Source organism: Flavobacterium sp. (assembly GCF_027531905.1).
In the GTDB taxonomy this organism is placed as follows: Bacteria; Bacteroidota; Bacteroidia; order Flavobacteriales; family Flavobacteriaceae; genus Flavobacterium.
This window is the reverse complement of the sequence record NZ_JAPZSU010000024.1, coordinates 13,514-37,589: the sequence shown is the minus strand read 5'-3', so window position 1 is coordinate 37,589 and position 24,076 is coordinate 13,514. Positions and strand designations below refer to the sequence as shown.

Annotated in this window: 18 protein-coding genes; 3 read left to right on the top strand and 15 right to left on the bottom strand. The window is 37.5% G+C overall.

The features are described from left to right. Nucleotides 1-74: 74 nt before the first annotated feature. Together O9307_RS07445 and O9307_RS07440 are read left to right on the top strand one after the other, a co-directional pair. Nucleotides 75-1,955 (top strand): Nramp family divalent metal transporter, encoded by a 1,881-nt coding sequence (locus tag O9307_RS07445; RefSeq protein WP_298297153.1) that lies wholly within the window; start codon nt 75-77, stop codon nt 1,953-1,955. A gap of 56 nt (nt 1,956-2,011) precedes the next feature. Further along, entirely contained in the window at nt 2,012-2,665 is a 654-nt protein-coding gene (locus O9307_RS07440; protein ID WP_298297217.1) for a metal-dependent transcriptional regulator, read from the top strand. A gap of 301 nt (nt 2,666-2,966) precedes the next feature. Here the strand turns inward: O9307_RS07440 and O9307_RS07435 are convergent, their stop codons facing one another. The 6 genes from O9307_RS07435 to O9307_RS07410 form a co-directional block, all read right to left on the bottom strand. Further along, the gene (locus tag O9307_RS07435) at nt 2,967-3,197 is read right to left on the bottom strand and encodes a hypothetical protein (protein WP_298297151.1); all 231 of its coding nucleotides are present in this window, start codon (nt 3,195-3,197) and stop codon (nt 2,967-2,969) included. 141 nt (nt 3,198-3,338) lie between these two features. Next, a complete protein-coding gene (locus O9307_RS07430; RefSeq protein WP_298297149.1) occupies nt 3,339-3,464 on the bottom strand; it encodes a FeoB-associated Cys-rich membrane protein in 126 nt (41 codons plus the stop codon). A 68-nt stretch (nt 3,465-3,532) separates the two neighbouring features. Continuing rightward, nucleotides 3,533-5,779 carry a TonB-dependent receptor gene (locus tag O9307_RS07425; RefSeq protein WP_298297147.1) on the bottom strand — a complete coding sequence of 749 codons (2,247 nt, stop codon included), beginning with the start codon at nt 5,777-5,779 and terminating at the stop codon, nt 3,533-3,535. A gap of 90 nt (nt 5,780-5,869) precedes the next feature. After that, on the bottom strand, nt 5,870-7,972 hold the full coding sequence (feoB, locus tag O9307_RS07420; protein WP_298297144.1) for a ferrous iron transport protein B: 2,103 nt from the start codon (nt 7,970-7,972) through the stop codon (nt 5,870-5,872). A gap of 5 nt (nt 7,973-7,977) precedes the next feature. Further along, on the bottom strand, nt 7,978-8,208 hold the full coding sequence (locus O9307_RS07415; RefSeq protein WP_298297141.1) for a FeoA family protein: 231 nt from the start codon (nt 8,206-8,208) through the stop codon (nt 7,978-7,980). 491 nt (nt 8,209-8,699) lie between these two features. Beyond that, complete coding sequence (locus O9307_RS07410) at nt 8,700-9,365, bottom strand: SCO family protein (protein WP_298297138.1); 666 nt, start codon at nt 9,363-9,365, stop codon at nt 8,700-8,702. Between the two features lie 568 nt (nt 9,366-9,933). On the opposite strand from O9307_RS07410, the gene O9307_RS07405 reads away from it, so the two are divergent. Beyond that, nucleotides 9,934-11,997 carry a M13 family metallopeptidase gene (locus O9307_RS07405; protein ID WP_298297135.1) on the top strand — a complete coding sequence of 688 codons (2,064 nt, stop codon included), beginning with the start codon at nt 9,934-9,936 and terminating at the stop codon, nt 11,995-11,997. A gap of 160 nt (nt 11,998-12,157) precedes the next feature. Here the strand turns inward: O9307_RS07405 and O9307_RS07400 are convergent, their stop codons facing one another. The 9 genes from O9307_RS07400 to O9307_RS07360 form a co-directional block, all read right to left on the bottom strand. Then, nucleotides 12,158-12,463 carry a heavy metal-binding domain-containing protein gene (locus O9307_RS07400; RefSeq protein WP_298297132.1) on the bottom strand — a complete coding sequence of 102 codons (306 nt, stop codon included), beginning with the start codon at nt 12,461-12,463 and terminating at the stop codon, nt 12,158-12,160. A gap of 328 nt (nt 12,464-12,791) precedes the next feature. Next, entirely contained in the window at nt 12,792-13,904 is a 1,113-nt protein-coding gene (locus O9307_RS07395; RefSeq protein WP_298297129.1) for an ATP-binding protein, read from the bottom strand. A 494-nt stretch (nt 13,905-14,398) separates the two neighbouring features. After that, a complete protein-coding gene (locus O9307_RS07390) occupies nt 14,399-16,345 on the bottom strand; it encodes a prolyl oligopeptidase family serine peptidase (RefSeq protein ID WP_298297124.1) in 1,947 nt (648 codons plus the stop codon). Between the two features lie 6 nt (nt 16,346-16,351). Continuing rightward, a complete protein-coding gene (locus tag O9307_RS07385) occupies nt 16,352-17,293 on the bottom strand; it encodes an EamA family transporter (RefSeq protein WP_298297120.1) in 942 nt (313 codons plus the stop codon). A gap of 4 nt (nt 17,294-17,297) precedes the next feature. After that, nucleotides 17,298-18,098, bottom strand: a complete 801-nt coding sequence (locus O9307_RS07380) for an SDR family oxidoreductase (RefSeq protein ID WP_298297117.1) — start codon at nt 18,096-18,098, stop codon at nt 17,298-17,300. A 150-nt stretch (nt 18,099-18,248) separates the two neighbouring features. Then, nucleotides 18,249-19,994, bottom strand: coding sequence for an amidohydrolase (locus tag O9307_RS07375; RefSeq protein WP_298297114.1), 1,746 nt, complete (start codon nt 19,992-19,994; stop codon nt 18,249-18,251). A 121-nt stretch (nt 19,995-20,115) separates the two neighbouring features. Beyond that, complete coding sequence (locus tag O9307_RS07370; RefSeq protein ID WP_298297111.1) at nt 20,116-21,861, bottom strand: amidohydrolase; 1,746 nt, start codon at nt 21,859-21,861, stop codon at nt 20,116-20,118. A 19-nt stretch (nt 21,862-21,880) separates the two neighbouring features. Continuing rightward, complete coding sequence (locus tag O9307_RS07365; RefSeq protein WP_298297108.1) at nt 21,881-22,978, bottom strand: porin; 1,098 nt, start codon at nt 22,976-22,978, stop codon at nt 21,881-21,883. A 12-nt stretch (nt 22,979-22,990) separates the two neighbouring features. Next, nucleotides 22,991-23,779, bottom strand: coding sequence for a hypothetical protein (locus O9307_RS07360; protein ID WP_298297105.1), 789 nt, complete (start codon nt 23,777-23,779; stop codon nt 22,991-22,993). Nucleotides 23,780-24,076: the final 297 nt, after the last annotated feature.

The window sequence follows — 24,076 nt, the reverse complement described above, 5'->3', positions numbered from 1 at the left end:
TATTTAGACAAGTCTAAAAAAATATTTAAAGTAAACTTTTTTTGTATATATTTGGGTTTTAAAACACTATACAATTGAGTCATTCCTTAGAAGAAGTCAACCAATCGGTGACTACGCAAAATAAAAAATCAAAATTTAGAAAAATCCTTGCTTTTCTAGGCCCAGCTTATCTCGTAAGTGTAGGCTACATGGATCCAGGCAACTGGGCTACTGATATTGCGGGTGGAAGTCAATTTGGCTATTCACTATTGTGGGTATTGCTGATGAGTAATCTTATGGCATTGCTATTGCAAAGTTTGAGTGCTCGTTTAGGGATTGTCACCCAACGCGATTTGGCACAAGCCTCACGCGAGACCTATTCGCCTTTTGTGAATTACATTTTATATTTTTTGGCTGAAATTGCCATTGCTGCTTGTGATTTGGCCGAAGTACTCGGAATGGCGATTGGAATTAATTTACTGTTTGACATTCCGTTGATTGAAGGCGTTTTGATTACAGTTTTGGATACCTTTTTACTCCTCTTTTTAATCAACAAAGGCATCCGAAAAATGGAAGCTTTTATCATAGTTTTGGTGGCCATCATAGGATTTTCTTTCGTCTTTGAAATGTTTTTTGCGCAACCCGAACTAGACAAAGTCGTTTTAGGACTGATTCCATCCATTCCAAATGAAGCTGCGCTTTACATTGCCATTGGAATTATTGGAGCCACGGTAATGCCTCACAATTTGTACTTGCATTCGTCATTGGTGCAAACCCGAAAATTTGATCGCAGTCCGAAAGGCATTCGACAAGCCTTAAAGTACAACCTAATTGATTCAACAATCGCGCTGAATTTGGCTTTTTTTGTGAATGCCGCTATTTTGATTTTGGCAGCCGCCACCTTCTACAAAAACGGGCTATTTGAGGTAGCCGAAATTCAAGATGCTCATAAATTTTTGGCACCAATTTTAGGCACTAAATGGGCTTCTATCCTATTTGCCGTGGCATTGATTGCTGCTGGCCAGAGTTCAACAATCACGGGAACTTTAGCGGGTCAAATCGTGATGGAAGGCTATTTGAATTTACGTATTCAGCCTTGGGTTCGCCGCATTATTACCAGAATAATAGCCATAGTTCCAGCAGTTATTGTAATCTTGATTTATGGCGAAAGTGTCACAGGAAAACTACTTATTTTCAGTCAAGTGATTTTAAGTTTACAATTGGGATTTGCCATTATTCCATTGATCCATTTTGTAAGCGATAAAAACAAAATGAATGGTTTTCATATCAACACGCTGACTAAAATAGCCGCTTGGACTATTGCTTTGATTATTGTTTCGCTAAACGCTAAATTGGTTTTTGACGAGATTCAAGGTTGGTTGTCGGAGTCTCAAAATCCAATGGTGTTATGGTTAACTGTAGTTCCTCTTGCAATCGGTTTCTTAATTTTACTACTTTATATTGTTATAAAACCGTTCTTAACCAAGACAAAATATACCATTCAAAATCATTCGCCACATAATATGGCCTTGCAATTCAATGCTACCGAGGCGCATCTCCCTCAAAAAATTGCTATTGCCGTCGATTTTTCTTTTGCCGATGAAACTGCCATTAACTACGCCTTTAATATGGGTGGAAAAGAGGCTAAATATACGCTGATTCATGTGGTTGAAACTGTTGGTGCTATGATGTACGGCAAACAAACCGACGATCACGAAACCACCATTGACGAAAAATTATTACTAGAATACAAAGAAATGTTTCAAGAAAAAGGTTTCCACGTCAAAACCCTACTTGGTTTTGGGAAGCCCAACAAAGTAGTTCCAAAATTGGTCAATAAAGGCAAATTCGATTTACTTATTATGGGTACGCATGGCCATACTGGATTTAAAGATTTACTGTTGGGAACCACAATCGATCATTTGCGCCATAAGATTTCCATTCCATTAGTATTGATTAATAATGCTAAAAAATAAAACAACCCCGTTCTGGCTTTAAAAACTGAAAGAGGTTAAAAATTCCATTTCATATGATGACCCACTCCGAAGAAAATTACTTAAAAACCATTTATCATTTGACGGTGCAGCTTGAAGCCGAAGTGCCTACCAACGCCATTGCCGAAATGATGGAAACCAAAGCTTCTTCGGTAACCGATATGTTGAAGAAATTGGCTGATAAAGCACTAATCAATTACATCAAATACCAAGGGGTTTCTTTAACTGAAAAAGGAATGCACGCTGCTAAAATGATTGTACGCAAACACCGTCTCTGGGAAGTATTTTTAGTTGAAAAATTAAGTTTTACTTGGGACGAAGTACACGACATCGCCGAGCAATTAGAACACATCAAATCCGAACAACTCATCAATAAACTTGATGATTTTTTGGGTAACCCAACCGAAGACCCTCACGGCGATCCCATTCCAGACGCACAAGGAAAAATCACTAAAACAGAAAAACTATTACTCTCAGAATTGACTGAAAAGGATACCGCTATTTGTGTGGGAGTAAAAGATTCCTCTGCCGATTTTCTGCAATACTTGAACAAACAAAAAATTGCTTTAGGAGCGGTTATCAAAGTATTGGGAAGAGAAAATTTTGATGCGTCTTTACATTTAATAATCAACGATACACCACTTACCGTATCGTCAAAAATCGCTGGAAACTTGTATGTGAAGCGGGTTTAACTCACCGTAAGTGAACTAGCTTCTTCCATATGATTATTAGGGATATACTGTACCAAATAACGCTGGTCTCTTTGGTCAAAAAAGACATACCAAGAAGTTTTGTTATTTAGCGAAACTACTATAAAGTAGCTTCCATATTGACTTAAAAATTTAGGCGTTTTGTAGTGTTGCCTTACATCAATATAATTTTCGATTTCATCTCGAAGCGCAACAACCTATTTTTCTGCATTTTCTATATAACTGAAATACTCGTCAAAAAATAGAATCGTAATTAAATAGTTTTCAAATGATGGAGTATAAACTATTCTTTTTTCCAAGGCAAAGTGCGTAAATGGGTTTGAACACGTTTGACCAATTCGGCTCCTGAAATACCCTCAGACCATTTTTTTTCAAAATTTTCTTCTTCAGATAAAGCGCCTACTTGCTCTAAAAAAAACTGTAAGGCTTCTCCGTGTTTTTGTAAATCTATCGTTACCGATTTTGCTTTACCCGAAACATCTCTTTTAAATTCAACACCTGAAATATTTTTCATCTGTAGATTATTTTAACTGTGTGATAGATGACATCATTTAAACAAACATTCATCAGAATATTACCTATAAGACTGTTTTTCAAATCATTTAACCATAATACTGAGTGCCGTTTTGGACAAATGACTTACAAATATAGGGATTTAACCACACCCACAATTCCCGTCTCCACAGTTTTTTTTGGACTTCTTTTTCCAGAAAAACTTTCGAACAAGGAAACCAATGGCAATAGCCAATAAGGAAAAAGCGATGATTTCTTGTACCAACATAGTAGGTTCATTTTAAAGAATTAAACCCAGATTCCGCATTAGAAATCTGGGTTAAAGGTAGGCTTTATTTAAAATTTGGCACCAATACTAATGTAAAAAGTACGTCCATCATTTGGCAATACGCCAGGTCCAGGATAACCTCCAGCACGACGAGTAGCATAACTAACATTCGTAAGATTATTAATTCCCGACTTAATATTATAATTCCCAAAAAAGTCATATTTCATAGAGAAATCATAGACACTAAATCCTGCTAAAGCTCCCGTTACACCGTTTGCTGATGGAGTTTCGGTGTTGTTGGCATCGGTATAAATCTTACTAGTTCTACGATTTTGAAACGTGGTAGAAATATTTTTGAAATCCCAACTAATACCAAAATTGTGGATGTAGCGTGGCGCATTCTCTACTTGTTTTCCAGCTAAATTGCTTTCAATAATATCTATATTTCCAGTTGTTGGATTAGGTTTTACTTGAGTAAATTTAAAATCAGTGTAAGTAGCATCAATGAAAGACATCGTAGCAAAGAAGTTAATATCTCCTATTGTCTCATTTACCTGAAATGCTTTGGCTACGTTCACATTTACAAATCCTTCAAATCCTTTGTGTGTAGTCTCCCCTAAGTTGGTTCGAAATAAAAAAGTTTTTTGTGTTGTTGGATCATCATTTTCGAATTTAGAAATTCCTCCCACTCTGTTTTGATATGACATATAAAAATACGACACATCAAAGTTTACAAAACCAAGAACAGAACCTCTATATCCAAAATCAAAATTATAACCTTTTGCATCTTTCAAGTTCGGGTCAATCACATCAGTAGTTGCAGAAGGTGTCAAGTCTGAGAATAATACTGGACGAAAGGCTTGTGAGAAATTAGCATAAAAGTTTGTTCTTTCCCATTTGTATTCTACTCCTAAACCAAACAATGCTACATTTCGAGTAATGTCTTGCGGAGTCGCTATAACATCATTTCCATTAATGATATTAATTCTTCCTGCACTGGTAGAACGAATCGATTCGAAACGCACACCAGGTGTCACACTTAATCTTGGGGTAATTTTGAACTGATTTTCTGCAAAAGCTGCAAAATTGTCTGTGGTGAAATCTAAATCACGATTGTAACGACCTTCAATCGTCAAATCAAAATCAGAACCCGTCGTTCCTCTTCCTTGTTGCACACGGTTCATATTGGCTTGGTACAAACGAATTCCAAAGGCTAATTTTTGTTCTTCTGTTCCTAGTGTGTACTTAAAAATACTTCGGGTTTCTAAACCAATATTTTTATAAAAATCACGATCTACCTGACGATTGTCATAAGCATTTGTAGCTGGATTAATTGCATCGACCAAATTTGGAGCTTTTATAAAACCTACTGAATTTCGTTCTCCGATTAATCCAAAAAGTTTCGCATTAAAACTCAAGCGATCACTGAATTGGGTATCCAAAATCAAAGCTCCTACATTCCAAGGCGTACCAAACCAGTTACGACTGCGAAGAGACTGTTGCGGATTAGCTTCAAACTGTGCGTCCGTCAATCCTCCCGCTTGCTGCATGTCATAATCCATATTGGTATATTCAGCAGAAAGTTTGGTTTTCTCGTTGAACTTATAGGCAAAATAAGCGTGGGTATTGCGCACAGAATAGTGTCCATTTTCTCTCCAGCCATCACCATGTCTGGAATGATTATATACGTAATAGTCTATTTTTTTTGTGGTACCGCCAATAGCGTTATATGAGCTAAAAAGTCCATAACTCCCAACTGTATTTTGAGTTTCAAAAGAGAAAGCCTTTTCCGTTTCGCGTTTTAATTCATAGTTGAGCATACCGCCAAACTGTGATCCAAATTGTAGTGAGGCACCACCGCGGACCAATTGAATATTGCCTACTGCTTCCAATGGCGGATTGTAATACGCTTCTGGGTATCCAAAAACATCCGATGAAATATCATAACCATTCTGACGCGTATTCAATTCCCAACTTCTGTTTGGGCTTAATCCACGAACTCCCACATTGATTTGTATTCCAGATCCTTCATTTTCCCAAATCGAAACGCCCGGCACTTTGGCAAAAATCTCTCTTGCGTTGTTGGTAACTACATTTCCATTGGTATTTAGTAATGAAATCACTTCGTTTTTCTTTCCAGAAAACAAACTATTTCCTTGCACTTCTTTCAAGCGCTCTACAGGTTGTTTCTTATAATAAACGGTTACAGGGTATAATTTTTTTACAGTGTCGTTTAAAGCGACATCATTGACATCTACTTGTCCGAAAGCCATACTGCTTGTTACCAATACAAGCGCAGAGAATAATAGTTTCATTTTTATTTAGATTAATTCTATGCTGCAAATGTACTTTTCAATTCTTATTTAGACAAATTAAAAATTAATTTTAACACTTGTTCTGCGACATTAACTCAATAATTGATAGGCTACTAAAGCTACCGTATAAGCAAAAGCACTCATGAAAATAAGTTGACCCAACGGCCATTTCCAACTGTTGGTCTCTTTTCGAGTGACCGCTAGTGTACTAGCACATTGCATAGCAAAAGCATAAAATAGTAGTAAAGAAATCCCAGAAGCAAAATTGAAGACTTTTTCGCCTGTCAAAGGATTGATTTCGGATTGCATTTTATTCTTGATGGTGTCTTCATTATCGGTGTCACCAACGCTGTAAATCGTGGCCAAGGTACCTACAAAGACTTCTCTCGCTGCAAAAGAACTAATAATGGCTATCCCTATTTTCCAATCATAACCCAAAGGTGTTAAAACAGGCTCAATAGATTTACCCATGATTCCGATATAGGAATTCTCTAATTTTTGCGAAGCCACTTCGTTCTCCAACTCTGTTTCAGAAAGGGGTTTATCAGCGTGTTTGCTTACTACAATTTGCTCCGCATTACTGAAGTTTTCACCTGGACCATACGACGCCATAAACCACAAAATAATTGAAATCGCCAAAATGATTTTTCCAGCGCCAAACACAAAAGCTTTGGTTTTTTCGACTACATTAATGCCTACGTTTTTAAACAAAGGCAATTTGTAGTTGGGCATTTCCACAATGAAATAAGACTTCCCTTTAATCTTCAATATTTTATTTAAAACATAAGCCGAAAAAATTGCCATTCCAAATCCCAACAAATACAATAACATTAGGGTTAATCCTTGCAAGTTGAAAATCCCCAAAATCCTTTGATCCGGAATCACCAATCCAATAATGATGGCGTAGACTGGTAAACGCGCCGAACAAGTCGTAAACGGAGTCACTAAAATGGTTATTAAGCGTTCTTTCCAATTTTCGATATTACGAGTCGCCATAATCGCAGGAATAGCACAAGCCGTTCCCGAAACCAAAGGCACGACACTCTTGCCCGACAACCCAAATTTACTCATGATTTTATCCATCAAAAACACCACACGACTCATGTATCCGCTTTCCTCAAGTATAGAAATGAACAAAAACAAAAAGGCAATCTGAGGAATAAAAATTAAGATACCGCCAATTCCTGGAATAATTCCTTGCGAAATCAAATTGGTCAACATTCCTGCAGGTAAGACTTCGGCAGACAAAGCGCTCAAACTAGCAAAGGAGCTGTCGATAAAATCCATTGGCACTGCTGACCACACAAAAATGGATTGAAAAATACCAAACAATATACAGAAGAAAATTACATAGCCCCAGAATTTATGCGTCAACACACGATCCAATTGGGCTCTAAAATCTTTAGCAATAGATTGATCGATGGTCATTCCCACTTTCAACACATCATTGATGAATTGGTAGCGCTTAATGGTTTCTTTTTGCTGCAAGCGTTTCAAATCCGAATGCGATTTGGTGAACGTGCTCTGAATTTCTTTTCGTTCTAAATTCAAAAAGTTCACATCTTGAGTAATCACCAACCATAACTTATACAGCAATTGATTTGGAAACGCCTTGCGAAGATTTTCAAAATAGTCTGTATCAATCACAGAGGCATTCAAGCAAGGTTCATTAGAAATGGATTTATACGAAACGATTAAATTTTTCAATTCCTCAATTCCAAATCCTTTTCGGGAACTCACTAAAGCAATTTTGGTTTTTAGCTTTTCTTCTAAAAAAGGAATATCCAAACTGATGCCTTTGTATTCCATTCGATCGGCCATATTTATGACCAAAATAGTCGGTATTTCAAGGTCTTTGATTTGGGTAAAAAGCAACAAATTACGCTTTAAATTCTCTACATCTGTCACCACTATGGCTACATCAGGATAGAGTTTATCATTTTTATTGAGCAGTAATTCAATCACCACATTTTCATCGATAGAACTGGCATTCAAACTATAGGTACCTGGTAAATCCAGAATATTGGCTTTGAAATTATAAGGCAACTTACAAAAACCTACCTTTTTTTCTACCGTAATTCCAGGATAATTCCCTACTTGTTGATTCAAACCCGTCAATTGATTAAAAACAGAGGTTTTCCCCACATTCGGGTTCCCTATCAAAGCGACATTGATGTTGTGATTGCTGGTCATTAGCTTTATTGGATTCGTTCCACTTCTATTTCCTGGGCCGTTGCTATTCGAATGGCAACGTGCGATCCGTTAATGTTAAGGTACAACGGATCACCGAAGGGAGCGATTTGCAGCAACTCTACTTCATTACCAGGCAAACAGCCCATTTCGAGCAATTTTAATGGAATCGCATCAATATCAAAGTCTTTGATAATGGCTTTTTCCCCTTTTTTGAGTGAATGTATTGTTGTTGGCAAACCTTATTTAGATTGAATTAAGATTGCAAAAATACATATTATAATAGAAATTCAAATGATAATTATCACAATTGTAAAAAAGAATCTGACTGTCTGTTAGGTGGACTAACAACTTAAATGGCACGCGGATGAAGCGGATGAAACGGATTCACGCGGGTTTAAACTAAACACTATGAATTAAAAGTCCAAAGATTTGATTTCACAAACTCAAAGTCTGAAAGGTTGGATAGTAAATTTTTACCGCAAATTCGCAAATTATTCCAATTAAAAATATTTCAAAATTTGCGAATTTGCGGTAATATTTTTTTTAGTAACTAAAACGAAAAGCCCCGAAAGTGCATAGCTTTAAAGTTTATTTGAGACCAATAAAAATCCGTGTGCATCCGTTTAAATCAGCGTCATCCGTGTTCCATTTCAGAACTGAAAATCACGCTCATAAACACAGCTGAATTCGTGAAAATTATTGGAATTAGCGTTCCATTTTCGCCAAACTAATTAGCACACAAAAAATTAATATCTTCTATCAATCGCGTCATATCTTCTTTTTTGGTTCCATCATAAAAACCACGAACGCGTTTTTTTTGGTCCACCAACACAAAATTTTCGGTATGTACCATATCGTACAACTCTTCGGGTTTCCCCAACTTAACGGCCAAATACGATTTTCGAGCCATCGTATAAATTTCCTTTTTATCGCCTGTAACCAAGTTCCATTTGGTATCTATCACGCCGTGTTTTAGCGCGTATTCTTTTAAAACAGGCACACTGTCTGTCTCAGGAAAAACGGTGTGTGACAAAAGCATTACTTTGGGATTATTTTTTATAGCCGCTTGCACTTCGGCCAAGTTCTTGGTCATTTTGGGACAAATAGAACCACAAGTCGTAAAGAAAAAATCGGCCACATACACTTTCCCTTCATAATTCTTTTGGGTAATCGTTTTCCCGTTTTGATTCACAAACGAAAAATCAGCAATCGTGTGCGCCTTACTCACATATTGCACCGTACTGTCCACCAATTCTGGATTCACGTCGGCAGGATTGTAAATAGGCAAAGTCTTTTCTGGCTTCAACGCATTGTAAAACAAGCCAATAGTAATCGCCGAAAATACCAATAAAACACCAAAAAATATACGATACTTATAGAAGAAAGCTTTCATTTGTAGGTTTTTAGAATAAAATAGAAAGTCAACATTTAAATTTCGCGCAAAATTACAAAACAACGGTCTGCCTTGCACTACGCTTTTCAAAATAATTTGGGCGTGCCCCTTCGCCTCGTAGAAAAAACGAGGCTTCGGGTCGGGTCTCCGTTCCCGCTTTTTTTTATCCCGCGAAAAAACGGGATAAAAAAAGAGCTCCACTGCACCCCTCACGCAAAAAAAGCACAGTAGTAATTAGTTAAAAGTCATTAGTCAAAAAGCAAAAGTTTGTATCTTATACATCAACAATCAAAAATCGTTACTCAAAAATCAGCAATTATTTTATCATTTAATCCTTAACTTAATGACATTGAACCCACGCAAAAAAAAACAGTAGTAATTCGGCATTAGCCATAAGTGAAAAGCTAAAAGTTGTATTTTTATTAATACTTTTATAAAACCAACAAAAAATCAGTTGCTTATACAGAATTCCCTTAATAATGCATTTATTTTTGCAAAAAACTCAACTTTTTATGTAACATTACCTTATTTATAAACACCTATACCCGTAACTAATTCAAATTTTAATATGAACCCAAAAAAGTCCACCAGCCTACTTTTGGCTTTGCCAGCAGTGCTTAGTTTTGGATGGAGCCAAGCGCAAACCGCTTCGACCGCCAAAGAACCAGGAATCAATATCCAATACATGGATAAAACCATCAAACCCAGCGATGATTTTTTCCGCTATGTAAACGGAACCTGGTTGAACACAACCGAAATTCCAGGCGATAAAACCCGTTGGGGAAGCTTTGACGAATTGCGTCAACGCACCGATTCGGATGCTTTGACTATCCTAAAAGAAGCCGCCAACAACCCAGCGTACCAATCGAATACCGACCAAGGTAAAGCCATCAATTTGTACAAAACCATGTTGGATACCGTAAGTCGAAACAAATTAGGTATTGCTCCTCTAAAACCTTATTTGAAAAAAATTAATGCGGTTAAGAACGTAAAAGACCTACAAGCTTTATTAATCGAAATGGAACCTACGGGTAGCATTGGTTTCTTTGGCGCTGGTGTAGGTACCGATGCTAAAAACAGCAACGTCAATGTAATTAACTTAGGGCCAGGATCTGTAGGGCTTCCTGACCGTGATTATTATGTAAGTGACGAAAAGGATTCTAAAGAAAAAAGAGAAAAATATGTACTGCACGTGGCTAAAATGTTGCAATATTTAGGCGACAAACCTGAAGTAGCGAAAGCCAATGCGGAGAAAATTTTGGCTCTAGAAATCGAAATGTCTAAACCTCGTTTTGACCGTGTAGAAAGAAGAGACCGTCGTAAATCGTACAACCCAATGACGGTTGCGGAAATACAAAAACTAACGCCATCTATCGATTGGACTACGTATATTACTAAAATTGGTTTGCCAACGAATCAAACGATTATCGTGTCGCAACCTAAATATATGACGGCATTAGAAACCCTTTTTAAAGAAAACAAAGTAGACGACTGGAAAGCGTATATGCGTTGGTCTTTATTGAACCGAGCTTCAAGCCAATTATCTACAGAAATTGAAAAAGCCAACTGGGAATTTTATGGCAAAACCTTAACGGGTGCTGTAAAACAAAGACCTTTTGAAGAAAGAGCTTTACAAACCGTAACAGGTTCTGTAGGTGAAGCTTTAGGAAAATTATACGTAGAGAAAAAATTCCCTGCCGAAGCTAAAGAAAAGGCAGCAAAAATGATTAAAAACATTTTCCGTGCTTACGAAAACCGCATCAACAACTTACCTTGGATGTCGGCTGAAACGAAAGTTAGTGCCATTGCCAAATTAAACAAATTAAGAGTTAAAATTGGTTATCCAGACAAATGGAAAGACTACTCTGCTTTGACTATCAAAAGTCCAGCAGAAGGAGGAACATTTTTTGAGAACGTAAGAAACATTGCTATTTGGCGTAATAAAGAAAACTTTGCTGAATTGACCAAACCTGTTGACAAAGACCGTTGGGGTATGGCACCACAAACGGTGAATGCGTACTACAATCCATCGAACAACGAAATTGTATTCCCTGCCGCTATTTTGCAACCGCCATTTTACAATTACCAAGCTGACGAAGCTGTAAATTATGGTGGAATTGGAGGTGTTATTGGTCACGAAATCTCTCACGGTTTTGATGATTCAGGAGCACGTTACAATGCCGATGGTAATTTAGTAGACTGGTGGACACCAGAAGATTTAACTAAGTTTGGTGCTTTGACCGGTGCTTTAGCTGCGCAATACAGCGCTTTGCAACCGCTTCCAGGTACTTTTGTAGATGGTAAATTTACTTTAGGTGAAAACATTGGAGATTTAGGAGGAGTAAATGCTGCTTACGATGGTTTGCAATTGTACTTAAAAGAAAACGGCAACCCAGGATTGATTGACGGATATACACCAGAACAACGTTTCTTCATTTCTTGGTCTACCATCTGGCGTTCCAAAATGAGAGACGAAGCCTTGAAATCACAAGTAAAAACTGACCCGCATTCTCCAGGTATGTACAGAGCCTATGTGCCTTTACAAAACGTAGATGCATTCTACGATGCTTTCAACATTCAACCGAATGACGGTATGTATATCGCTCCAGAGAAAAGAGTAAAAATCTGGTAAGACTTACTGTTCTAAAAATACCAAAACCCATCCGCTAAAGCGGATGGGTTTTTTGTTGGTATAAAACAAATCGAACTACATAACAAATGCATTCCGTTCGTCCTGCATAAATACTATGCTACTGTATCAATTAAAATAGCATCTTAGACGAACTACTATACTATCGCTTAATAATACTTACAGCAGTGCCAGTTACAGTAGCAGAAATTAAGTACTCACTGCTTTTTACTTCGATATCCACAAGTATTCCTACTACAGCATTCGCGTTTATTTTTTCAGCATTTTGCCTAAGTTGTTCCAATGCCTGCTCTTTTACCTCTGCAATACTCTGACTTACTCCATCGTAATATTTTTGCATATTAAAAGTCATAGTCATTTTTTGGACATTTACAGCAGTTCCTGAGACAATACCCTTGTACTCAATAATTTTATAATCTTCTACAGAATTGGTGGTTGTTAAAAGCATCTTTTTTATGTTTAAAATTTAGTTACTCAGTTTGAGTGTCAAATTACCATTTCGTTACAAGGTTAGTCATATTAAATTGGTTTTGATTGTTGGAATTGAAATAAGCATTGATTACAAACAATTAATCTAACATTAGGCGTTCCCAAAAAACCTACAAGGTTTTGAAAACCTTGCAGGAAAACAACTGGAAAATTATTTAAAAAAACAAGTTTTGTATTAGTACTCCTTGGCTGATGAAAAACCAAACGCTCTATCCCCAATTAAAGTCGCATTACAACCGCTACGATTTAAGCTGCACGCGTTGCAAACGATTGCCACTTGAAGTAAATTATAAATATTCCCAAAAATTATCTTTATTGACCACATAGGTGTTTTTTGGGTGATATTTTTCCGTAAATGATTTGGTGAAAAGTACTTTTTTATTGGGATTGTATTTGATTTCATAAGCAGAAATTTCATTTTCTAAGATCTCTATAAAATCAATCTCGGCTTGTTGTGTGTTTCTCCAATAATGTGTTTTACCATAAAAACCATCGTAGGTTAATTTTTTTATTTTTTCGCTAATGAAGAAATTTTCAAATAAGGCACCCAAATCTTGTCTGTTTACTAGTGGCGCAAACTGCCCAATAATAGCATTACGAATGCCATTATCATAAAAATATATTTTTGGTTTTGAAGTAATTTCGTTGCGTTGGTTGCTAGAATACGGGTGCAATCTAAAAATAACAAATGCCTTTTCTAACAAATCAATGTAGTTTACAACCGTCATTCTATCGACTCCTAAAATTTTAGACAGTTCATTGTAAGATACTTCACTGCCCAATTGAAGGGCTAGTGCATTAAGAAGTTTCATTAACAAATCAGGCTTTTTTATATTTACCAATTCTAAAATATCTTTATACAAATAACTACCGGCCAATTGCAATAAGATTTTTTGTTTCTTGCTTTCCGTAACCACTTCAGGATATAGACCATAAATTAAAAATTCTTCCAAACGCTCATAAGCATTTGCAAAAGAGTAGTGATTTTTAACTTCGTTCCAGCACAATGGAAAAAGTTGGTGTTCCCATTTTCTGCCGGTTAAGGGTTCATTAATTTCGTTTCCTAAGTCTAAAGATGAAGAACCGGTAAGAATGATTTGTTTGTCTAGTTTTGCATCAATCAACATTTTTGTAGTAACTCCAATGTTTTGAATACGTTGGGCTTCGTCAATCACAATCACATCATAATCGTGTACCGTTTGTAATAAAAAATTAAAATTGGCATTAGCAAAAGTTAATCGTGTTTGCGGATTATCCCCATTTAAGAACAAAACTTTTTTGTTTTCTACCAATTTCTGAATCAAAGTTGTTTTTCCTACTTGTCTAGGTCCTAACAAAACAATGGCTTTTTGATTTGTCCAATCTTCGGCTATGTTTTTAGAAATATCACGTGCTATCATATTACAAATATAATATTTTACGCTTATAATCATAAAAAAATATAATATTTTGTGGTTACAAACGTAAAATATTATATTTTTTTTGATTACAAACTCCATATGTTCCCGTTTTCAACGAGAGTACATATACTTAACAAACCAGAATTAAACTATTTTACGATTTTCCTGCAAGGTCTTTTTTTGACCTTGTAGGTATTTGGATTCAAACAACATACCTACAAGGTTTTGAAAACCTTGCAGGAAAACAACTGGAAAATCATTTAAAAAACACGATTTTCATTAGCAGTGCTTGGCTTATGAAAACCAAACGTTCTCGCCTAGCCCCGATGGTAGTGAAAATCCTCTTGTGCCAGGGTTTGGCACAAGAGATTGCAACGTACAGCGGGACGACTCGTGTGGTGGGCAGGTATCGGGTGCTCCTCATGAAGAGACTATCTTTTAACGTTACCTTCTCCTAACAAAAAACCCACTCGCAGGGAATGGGTTTTGTGGGATTATTTTAAAAGATACTCTTGCATAAATCGGATGACGGCCAGTCGTTGGTAATCGACGTTGGCTTTTTTCTTGAAGCCGTGGCCTTCGTCTTTGGCCTCGAGGTACCAAACCGTGTTGCCTTGTGCTTTGAGTTTGTCGCGCATTTGAAGGGCTTCGGTCACAGGAACGCGAGGGTCGTTGGTGCCTTGAATGATGAATAACGGTTTTTTGATTTTATCGGTATTGTTTAAAGGCGCCATTTTATCAAAAAAAGCGGCCATTTCGGGGATGCGTTCATCGCCATATTCTACTCTTCGCAGGTCGCGACGGTATTCCTCGGTGTTTTTGAGGAAGGTATTGAAGTTGGAAATCCCCACAATATCTACCGAGCATCGGATTTTGTCGGCATAGTGAAAGGCCGTGGCCAAGGTCATATAACCGCCATAACTTCCGCCCATAATCATAATGCGGTCTTTGTCGAGTTCGGGTTGTTGGGCAATCCAATCCAATAGCGCGCCAATGTCTTTTACGGAATCCTCACGTAACATTCCGTTGTCTTTGGCCAAATAGGTTTTACCAAAGCCCGCAGAACCTCGCACGTTCGGGAAAATCATCGCCACGCCCATTTCGTTGGTGTAAAAATTGCTTGCGCCCAAGAAAGATGCTTGCGATTGTGCCTCTGGCCCACCGTGAATCTGAATCAGCACGGGTCTTTTTCCTGTGAATTTTGAAGCTGCTGGATAATAAAATCCTGAAATGCCCAAGCCATCAAAACTTTTCCATTCGATAAATTTTGGCAACGCCATATCAGACGCTTGCATTTCGCCCAATTCGCTTGCGGTCCATTGTTCGATTTTGCCATTTTTTAGCGAAAGACGGTACACATCTGAAGCCGTTTGAGCCGTCGATTGGATAAAAAATAAACTTTGGTTGTCCTTTGTAAACTCCGCTCCACCAATCAATCCTGTTGGAATGTTTTTGACTTCACTGTACGACTGATCTTTGGTATTCATCAAATACATTTTGTTGCGACCCGCTTCGTTGGTGATAAACACCAATTGTTTTTTGTCTTCCGAAAAAGAAAAATTTTCTACATTCCAATTGATTTTAGACGTTAGATAGTTCACTTTTTTGGTCTTTACATCCAAAATAGCCAAACGCTCAAATTCGTTGTCTTTATCGGTTAAAAACCAAATTTCGTTGGTCGAATTTCCAAATTTGGCACCACTTTGAATCACACCTTTGCTGGCTCTATCTGTTACTTCGGATAATTTCCCAGAGGCGATATCCAAAGACCAAATATGAGATTCATTGGCAGAGATGTATTCGCCAATCAACAGTTGTGAATTGTCTTTAGAAATATCCAAAATACCCCAACCGCCTCCTTTTACTTGCAGCACCATTTTGGCTGCTGAAGGATTTTTGGGGTCCATATAATAAATATCACGGTCTCCGCCGTTGCGTTTGGTCGAGGAGAAATAAAACCCTTTTCCATCGGCTCTCCAAGTAATGCCGCCGTTTTGTGAACGCCCACCATCGGTCAATAAAGTCGATTGCAGGGTTTTGAGGTCTAATTGGTACAATTGCCCAAACTCATTACCGCCCACATCTTTGGAATAAATCAAATACTCGCCTTTGGTAGGCTCGTAGCTCACGCCACTAACAGGTTCGTCGAAAAAAGTGATTTGGGTTCTCGCGCCCAAAGGTTGCACCACACGATGCAATTGTGCTGTAGAACCAAAACGGGTCGTAATGATAATATCGTTTTTTACGGGATGAATTTCTGCCAAAGAAGCACCACGAGCCTCGGAGTATTTTTTAACCTGAACGGCCAACTCTTTGGGAATGGCAGCAATGTTCTCGGTAATCAAATTTTCGTTAGGCAAAATACCCGTGTTTTTTTGCTGTGCTTGCACTAAAGTCAAGCCTAGAAACGTCGGAATTAAAATAAATGCATTGAACTTCATATTATTTTAGTTTTGGATTAGTATTCGTTTTCGATGGCGTTGCATAGCAAAATTGATAATATACAAGCCAGTTAAAGTAACCGTACCGCCAATAATTATGGCCGCGGTGAGGATTTCGTCAAACAAAAAAGCGCCTAAAAGTACCGCCACGATAGGATTGATATAAGCATACACACTACTCAATTCGGTAGGTAAATGTTGCAAGGCATAAATGAACGCAATGAAGGTCAACACCGAACCAATACCTACCAAATAGGCAATGGCCCACCAAGAAGCGGCAGGAATTTGTGTCAGCGGAATATTGGTACCAGTAGCTCCAGTGAAAGCAAAAAGACATACGCTAGAAATCAACATTTGTAATCCTAAACTAAAATAGGGATTAAAACTAGCGGCTTTTTTTTTGGTGTACAAGGTACCAAAAGCCCAAGTAATGGTAGCTGCCACAGAAAGTACAATCCCAAATTGAAAATCGGGTCGGATGAAATCGGCCAAATGTTCATAGAAAATAACGCATACCCCCGCAAAGGCAATGACAATTCCAAAAACAGCCAATCGGGTGATGCGTTCACCATTGAAAAAGCTAATCATCGCAATCCAAATAGGCACCATTGCGCCAATAATCGCACCCAAACCACTCGGAATGAATTTCACACCCCAAGTACTCAGTCCGTTGCTCAGCGCAAAATTAAGCATACTCAAAATCAAAATGGATTTCCATTGTTTGCCTTTGGGCCAAGGTGTTTTTTTTACTAAAAAGAAGCCTACATACAAAGCACCACCCAAAAACTGACGAATGGCGGCCAACTGAAGTGCTGGCATATGTTTTACGCCTTCTTTGGAGGCTAACCAAGTCGTACCCCAAGCGATACTCACCCAAGCTAAGGCCAACATAGGCAATCCCAAGGTAGTAAATGGAGCTGTTACTGCATTTTTAATTTTTTTTCTCAAAAGATTACGGAGTTTCTACAAAAGTATACTTTAAAATCGATTGTAGTTTATCACTACTAATCCTTTTTCCGGTTCCCGAAGAAGTTGGGTCAAAAGTAGGTGCTACCAACTGCCATTCGCGCGCTTTTTGTTGATAATAGTTTTCGCGCGTGGGATGATACGGCGACACGGCATTGAAGGTTTCGTTCCAACAATTGAGTGCTATAATTTTTTGAATGATTCCGATACAATCCGTTTGGTGAATGAAATTAATGGGTGCCTTGGCATTGGGTAAATTTTCTTTGCCCGATAACATTCGTATTGGATTTCGATCAGATCCTACGAGTCCCCCAAAACGAAGGATGGTCATTTGAAAATGTGTATTCTTTTGCAACAAATCTTCTACGATGACCAATTGACGTCCGCCTTCACTATCGGGATTCAAAGGTGTCTCTTCAGTGACCAAATCATTATCTTCACCGTAGACCGAAGTTGAGCTTACAAACAGTACTTTTTTGACATCGGACTGTTCGATAAAAGGAATCAAGGTTTGCATTTTACCCACAAAATCCTCGTTGTTCTTGCTTCTCAATTTGGGTGGAATATCTATAATCAATGTTTCACTTCCCCTTAGAAACGAAGTGCTATCGCCTTCAATGGCATTAGGTTGCAATGCTATCAAAAACGGAAATACGCCTAGCGTTTCTAAATCGCCTAGTTTTGAAGCAGAGGTTGTCGAACCTTTCACCGAAAAACCATCGTTTAATAAGGCTTTCGCCAAAGGCAAACCGAGCCAACCGCAACCAAGAATACTAATTTGTATCATTATAGCCATTTTAATTTCAGGAGCAACAAAAATAAGTAATAAACCTTCTATTGATGCAAAGGACACCTCAGATAAAAACAAAAAAAACGCTACTCCTTGCTGTAATACTTTTGCAAGAGTAGCGTTGGTAATTGTAAAAATGCATTTTGCCTATTTATCCTTTTTAAATACTGTTTTTCCCTCTTTGATGGATTCCAATATTTGAATTTTATTTATATCCAAAGATTTTATTTTTAATGGATTTTTATCCAATATCACAAAATCCGCCAATTTTCCTGCCGTTAAGGTTCCTTTTGATTTCTCTTCAAAATATTGAATAGCAGCCCATTCGGTCAAGGTTTTTAGCCCTTCATACGGAGTAACTCTTTGGTCTGGTCCTAAAATTTTACCAGTTCTAGTCACGCGGTTTACCGTTGCATCTAACACTCTCATAGAATTCGGGAAGGTTACCGGTGCATCGTGATGCGAAGTAGTGATAAGTCCTGCATCAATAGCATCTCTCATTGGCGAAATATAATCGGCTCTTGGGTGTCCTAACACCGATTCGGCATGCCAATCTCCCCAATAAAAGGTGTGCATTGGGAATAAGGATGGGATCATTTTTAGGCGAACCAAAGCTGGAATTTGATCTTTACGCAAAGTTTGACCGTGGATTAGTACCGTTCTGTGGTCGTCATAATTGTATTTTTTTTCAGCTGCATCAATCGCTTTTAAATATTGATCAATCGCTGCATCACCATTGGTATGACATAACAGTTGCCATTTATTTTTAAAAGCAAGTGCTACATAATCATTGGCCTGTTGATCGGTCATTACGCCTTGTCCTTTATAGCTTGCTTTTTCACCTGCCGGCGGAACATGGTAAGGATGCGAAAGCCAAGCCGTTTTACCTTGTGGCGAACCGTCTAACGTTAATTTTACACCACCAATTCGGTACTTGTTTTGATATTGATGAGCGGTGCTGTAATACGGGCTTTTCATAATTTCTTCAACACCCAAAGCCACATCAGGATAGGATACTATATCCAAATAAAATTGCTTGCTTTTTGCACAAGCCTCTAACTGCGCCACTTGCTCAAGCGTAGCTCTACCTTCTTGCGCTGTCAAATAACCATTTTTAGCATACTCCAACAAGGCTTTATCAATAAACATAGTATTGGCTTCTGCATCTCCTTTCCCTAAAATTGGGAAAAGGACAGAAAAGAAAGCACCTTCTTCCATAACGCCATTCGGTGTACCATCTGCATTTCTACGATATTTTCCACCGGCGGGATCTTTGGTGCTTTTGTTGATGCCCAGCATTTTCATCGCAAAGGAGTTCAGCACCCCTAAATGTCCTGATTGATGAATAATTAAAACCGGTTGGGTTGTACTGACTTTATCCAAATCAGTAGCTTTTGGATGATCTCCTTCTTTCAGCTGAGAATCATCGTAACCGTTACCTAAAATCCAACCAAATTTTTTAATCATTGTTGTACCATCTGCGGTGTTTTTATAGTCGTTCAAAGTATTAACAATAGAATTAAAATCTGCACCTGGACCATCAGGTGGTGGCAAAATATTGGCAACTGCCGCAGTAAAACCCACATTGATAAAATGACTGTGCGCATCTAAGAAAGCCGGTAACATCGTTTTTCCTTTCAAGTCCACCATCGTATGACCTTCGCCGGCTTGTTTCATGGCTTCGGCTTCCGTCCCTACAAATAGTATTTTGCCATCCTTTACTACTACTGCTTCAGCATAAGTAGGTTGTTTACCTTCCATAGTGATAATATCACCATTGTAATACACTACTGCAGCACCTGAATCAACTGGTGCGGCGTCACTTTTTCCTTCTTTTTTGCAGCCTAGCAAAAGCATCGCTATGGCAAAAAAACTCATAATTGATTTTTTCATAACTTATTACTTATTATTAATTATTATTTTTTTAACTCTTCAAAATTTTACTTCGATACGGAGGGTTTGATTATCAAACTTGCAGGTTCCTCTTATAGTAGTTTTAAAAAAAACTAATTAATTACTTTTTTATCGTAAATGCTTTACCTTCAAAGACCGTTTCAAGAATTTTAATATCCTTTATTTTCATTGGGTCAATCTTTAATGGATTTTCGGCAAGAATTACAAAATCCGCTTTTTTACCTACTTTAATTGATCCTGTTATTTTATCCAATTGCATTAAATCAGCGGCATTGATAGTTATGCCTTTTAAAGCCTCGTAAGCCGATACTCTTTCTTGTGGAGCCATCAGTGTGCCATCGGCAGTTACACGATTGGTAGCAATCCAAGCCAATAAAAGAGGTTGAATAGGTGCCATAGTAAAATCAGAGTGTAAAGCAAACTTTACCTTGTTTTTCACCAATGAACCTAAACGAACCATTTCTGAACCTCTTTCTTGACCAAGAACGGTATTGGCTACATATTTATCGCCCATAGAATAGAGATAGTAAGGATTAGCAGACACTACTGCTCCTAATTTTGCAATGCGAGCAGATTGCTCAGGTTTAGATTCTCCAAAATGCTCGATGGTGAGTCTTTGTTTTAAGTTTGGTAATTCTTTTTGTAATTTTTCTAATTCATCGAGGATAGTTTGTAATCCCAAACTACCATTGCAATGAATATGGATAGGATAACCTTTGTTCCACCAAAATCTCATGGCTTTATTTAAATTTTCAGGGGTCATAATCCATTCACCTGTATGTCCATCTAAATAGCCTGGTGCCAACACTTGGAAATTTTGCCCAAAAAATGCGCCATCGGCATAAAGTTTAATAGCGTGATCTATTATAATATGTGGTGAAGTTTTTTTACTTAACTCTTCTACCATTTCGTAAGTTTTCTCAAAATTCCCACCATTTACTAAGTTTAAAGTATTTACATCAGGTGTAAATTGCATACGGAAAGGCGTTTCATCATTTTCCAAATTATCTTTCATATAATTAAAATCGCCCCATAATTCACCTGATGAGCCTGTACCCATATCACCAATGGTAGTCAATCCGCCCATATGAACTAAATCACGAAGTTTCAACATATTTGTTTTCATAACTTCATTATTTCTTATGGTTGGAGCCCATTTAGGCACTACCACATTAAAAAATCCTGCTTCTACAAATTTTCCCGCAGCATAATCTATCTGACTGTTTCCTTTGGTTTCTTTCTCGGTAATATTCAAATACTTCAAACCTGCTGTATTTAACCACATAACATGTGCTGAATATTGCCAAATCATAATAGGTCTAGTAGATGAAATTCCGTCAAGCTCTTTACGAGAGATATCTCCATGAAAAGGCTCCATAAATCCCCAAACCACAAGGGGTTCTTTCGGGTCTTTTAATTCCGCTTCATATTCTTTGACTTTGGCAATGAATGCTTCATGTCCTCTCACGGCTTTTACATTTCCCCATGGAAAACTCCAATCAAAAGGTGTAGCAAACTTGGTATTCAAAATCATTGCCCCAAGATTAGGATGCAAATGCGGATCAATTAAACCAGGCATCAGGGTTTTGCCCTCTAAATCAACCATATTGTGCCCTTCACCCGCTTGTTGCATCGCTTCGTCTTCCTTACCTACAAATAGTATTTTACCATCCTTTACTACCACCGCTTCGGCGTAAGTTGCCTTATCTCCTTCCATCGTAAGAATATCACCATTGTAATATACAGTAGCACCATTTTCAGTTGTTGCTGTAGTGCTTGTCTCATTTTTTTTGCAAGAAACTAACCATAAACTTACTGCAAAACATGTTAAAAGAATCTTTTTCATAAGTTAAAGATTTAGTGAATTAATTAAAAATTTTTCCGTAATCAAAACTGTATCGGAACCCTAGCGCCAATACGTTATAATTGTCCTTGATTTGTGCATAATCAGAATGACTATAACGCCCTACTAAATACAATCTGGTTTTTGGTGTGATAAAATAATTGGTCCCTAGAATAAAATGCATCAATTGATAATTGTTGTTGTTTAATATAGCAGCTTCTTTTGAATCAATAAGGTTGAAACCTCCTTCAAAAGACCATCTCTTGTTAGGAATGTAACCTAACGAAACTTCATAACCATTGGTAGGAGCTGCAATGACGCTTGTAGCATCCTTTTTAGCAATAGCGTCATCATTGACCGAAAAAGTAGCTGCTCCATAATATTTGCCATCATTGTATTTGATTCCTACCAAAAAATTTCTCGAATTTGAGGCAATACCATCCACAAAATCTTGAACTTTTGGTGGAATTCTAACGGTGTTGTATGCAGTTCCGATGGTTAGGTTTTTATTGATATCATATTGCCCTGAAACTCCAAAAGATTCAGTATCTCCAAATAACTGCGTTTGAATACCGAGCTGAAAACCACCCCAACGATTGCGATATTGAATAGAATTGTCGGCTCTACCAGTACCTTTCCAACCACCATCGGTTCCTCCTGCATAAATTCCATGAGCAGCACCACCAAAGAGTGAAAAATTATCGGTATAAGCACCAATATCATAATAAACGCCCCACTGTTTTCCTATGGACAAGCTTCCCCATTTCTTGGATGCAATGCCAGCATATGCCAAGCGAGAGTTGAATACATCTGCTCTTGAAAAGGGATTGGCAACAAAATCCAAACTTGAATTGGCATCGTTATTGAAATCCACACCATCAATAAAGTTAAGTCCAATTTCTATCTTTCCATTAACAGTCCATTCGTCATTTATTTTTCTATGCAAGAAAGTACCTATTCTTGGTGAGTTCTCTTGGAGCTGTATTTTATTGTCAAAAACACCCAATTGCAAACGAATCATTCCATAAAAAGAAATAGAATCTAATACTTTTACATTTTGTGCTTCCAATTGTAAACTGGCAATTAAAAACAATAAAGTAAGTTGTGACTTTATATTCATCGTGTTTTGTTATTACTTTGGAAATAATAATACCACCGAAGCTCTTAATCCAAATCGACTTTCAACAGAATCAGGAGCAGAGATATTGATTCTTGGCCCTACGGCAAAACTGATTTTTTGTTTACCAAATGCCGTGAGAGCAGAGAAAACAGGTTCAAAATATAGCGTAGTTGTTTTATTTGACCAACTCTCGGTCCATTCCAATTGTCCCGTAACACCAGCGCCAGATTTCCAGTTAAAAGTAACAAAGGGATTTACATACATTTGATTCACATCTGTACGCTTTTCATCCCCCGACACGCTCCAAATCTGATTAATTAGCGCACCATACGTCCAACCTCCCATTTGCTTGAGTGCCACAACCGTTGGGCCTACGCCAAATTTTTTGGCCGTCAAAAAATCGTTGCTACCTGTGGGCAACAAGACAACAGGACCAGCGCCCCAAGTAAATCCATTTTTAGAGTTTTTTGGTAAAAAAAAAGCACTCGCTACAATATCTGACAATCCTGATTCGTGATTGCCCATTCCTGAAATATTGTATTGAGAAACAATGGGCACAATCACACGGGTGATTACGTTCCATTCACTTGAAATTCCCATAGGAATCACTGGCTGAATATTCAACGTATAACGTGAACCTTTTAAATTACCAATGCCATAATCGATATTGTTTTGCAGTGGTAGGGAAATTAAAGAAGCTACGGGATTGGCTAATTTTTTGGCTAATTCTTCCGTTTCGTGTTGCGCATAAAGAGTATTCATTAGCAAAAAGCCAAAGAATAAGAGAGTCGCTTTTTTCATAATTATTTGGTCTAAAAAAATACTTGACGAAAGTATTAAAAATAATCTCGCCAATTAATTATTTATAGCTTTATTCTTAATTTTTTAATCTAAAAATTTAATTACTTTAACTTAAAAGACAACCATCAAGTAAAGAATCTTTACTATTTTAAATAACTCTTTTGCACTTACCTAATGGATTTTAGAGATACTAAAAACAAAAAATCAATTAATTAAAAAGAAAATAAATTACTAGAATTAGCAAACAAAAACACCCTATTTCAAAAACGAAATAGGGTGTTTTTCAAAATTTTAGGT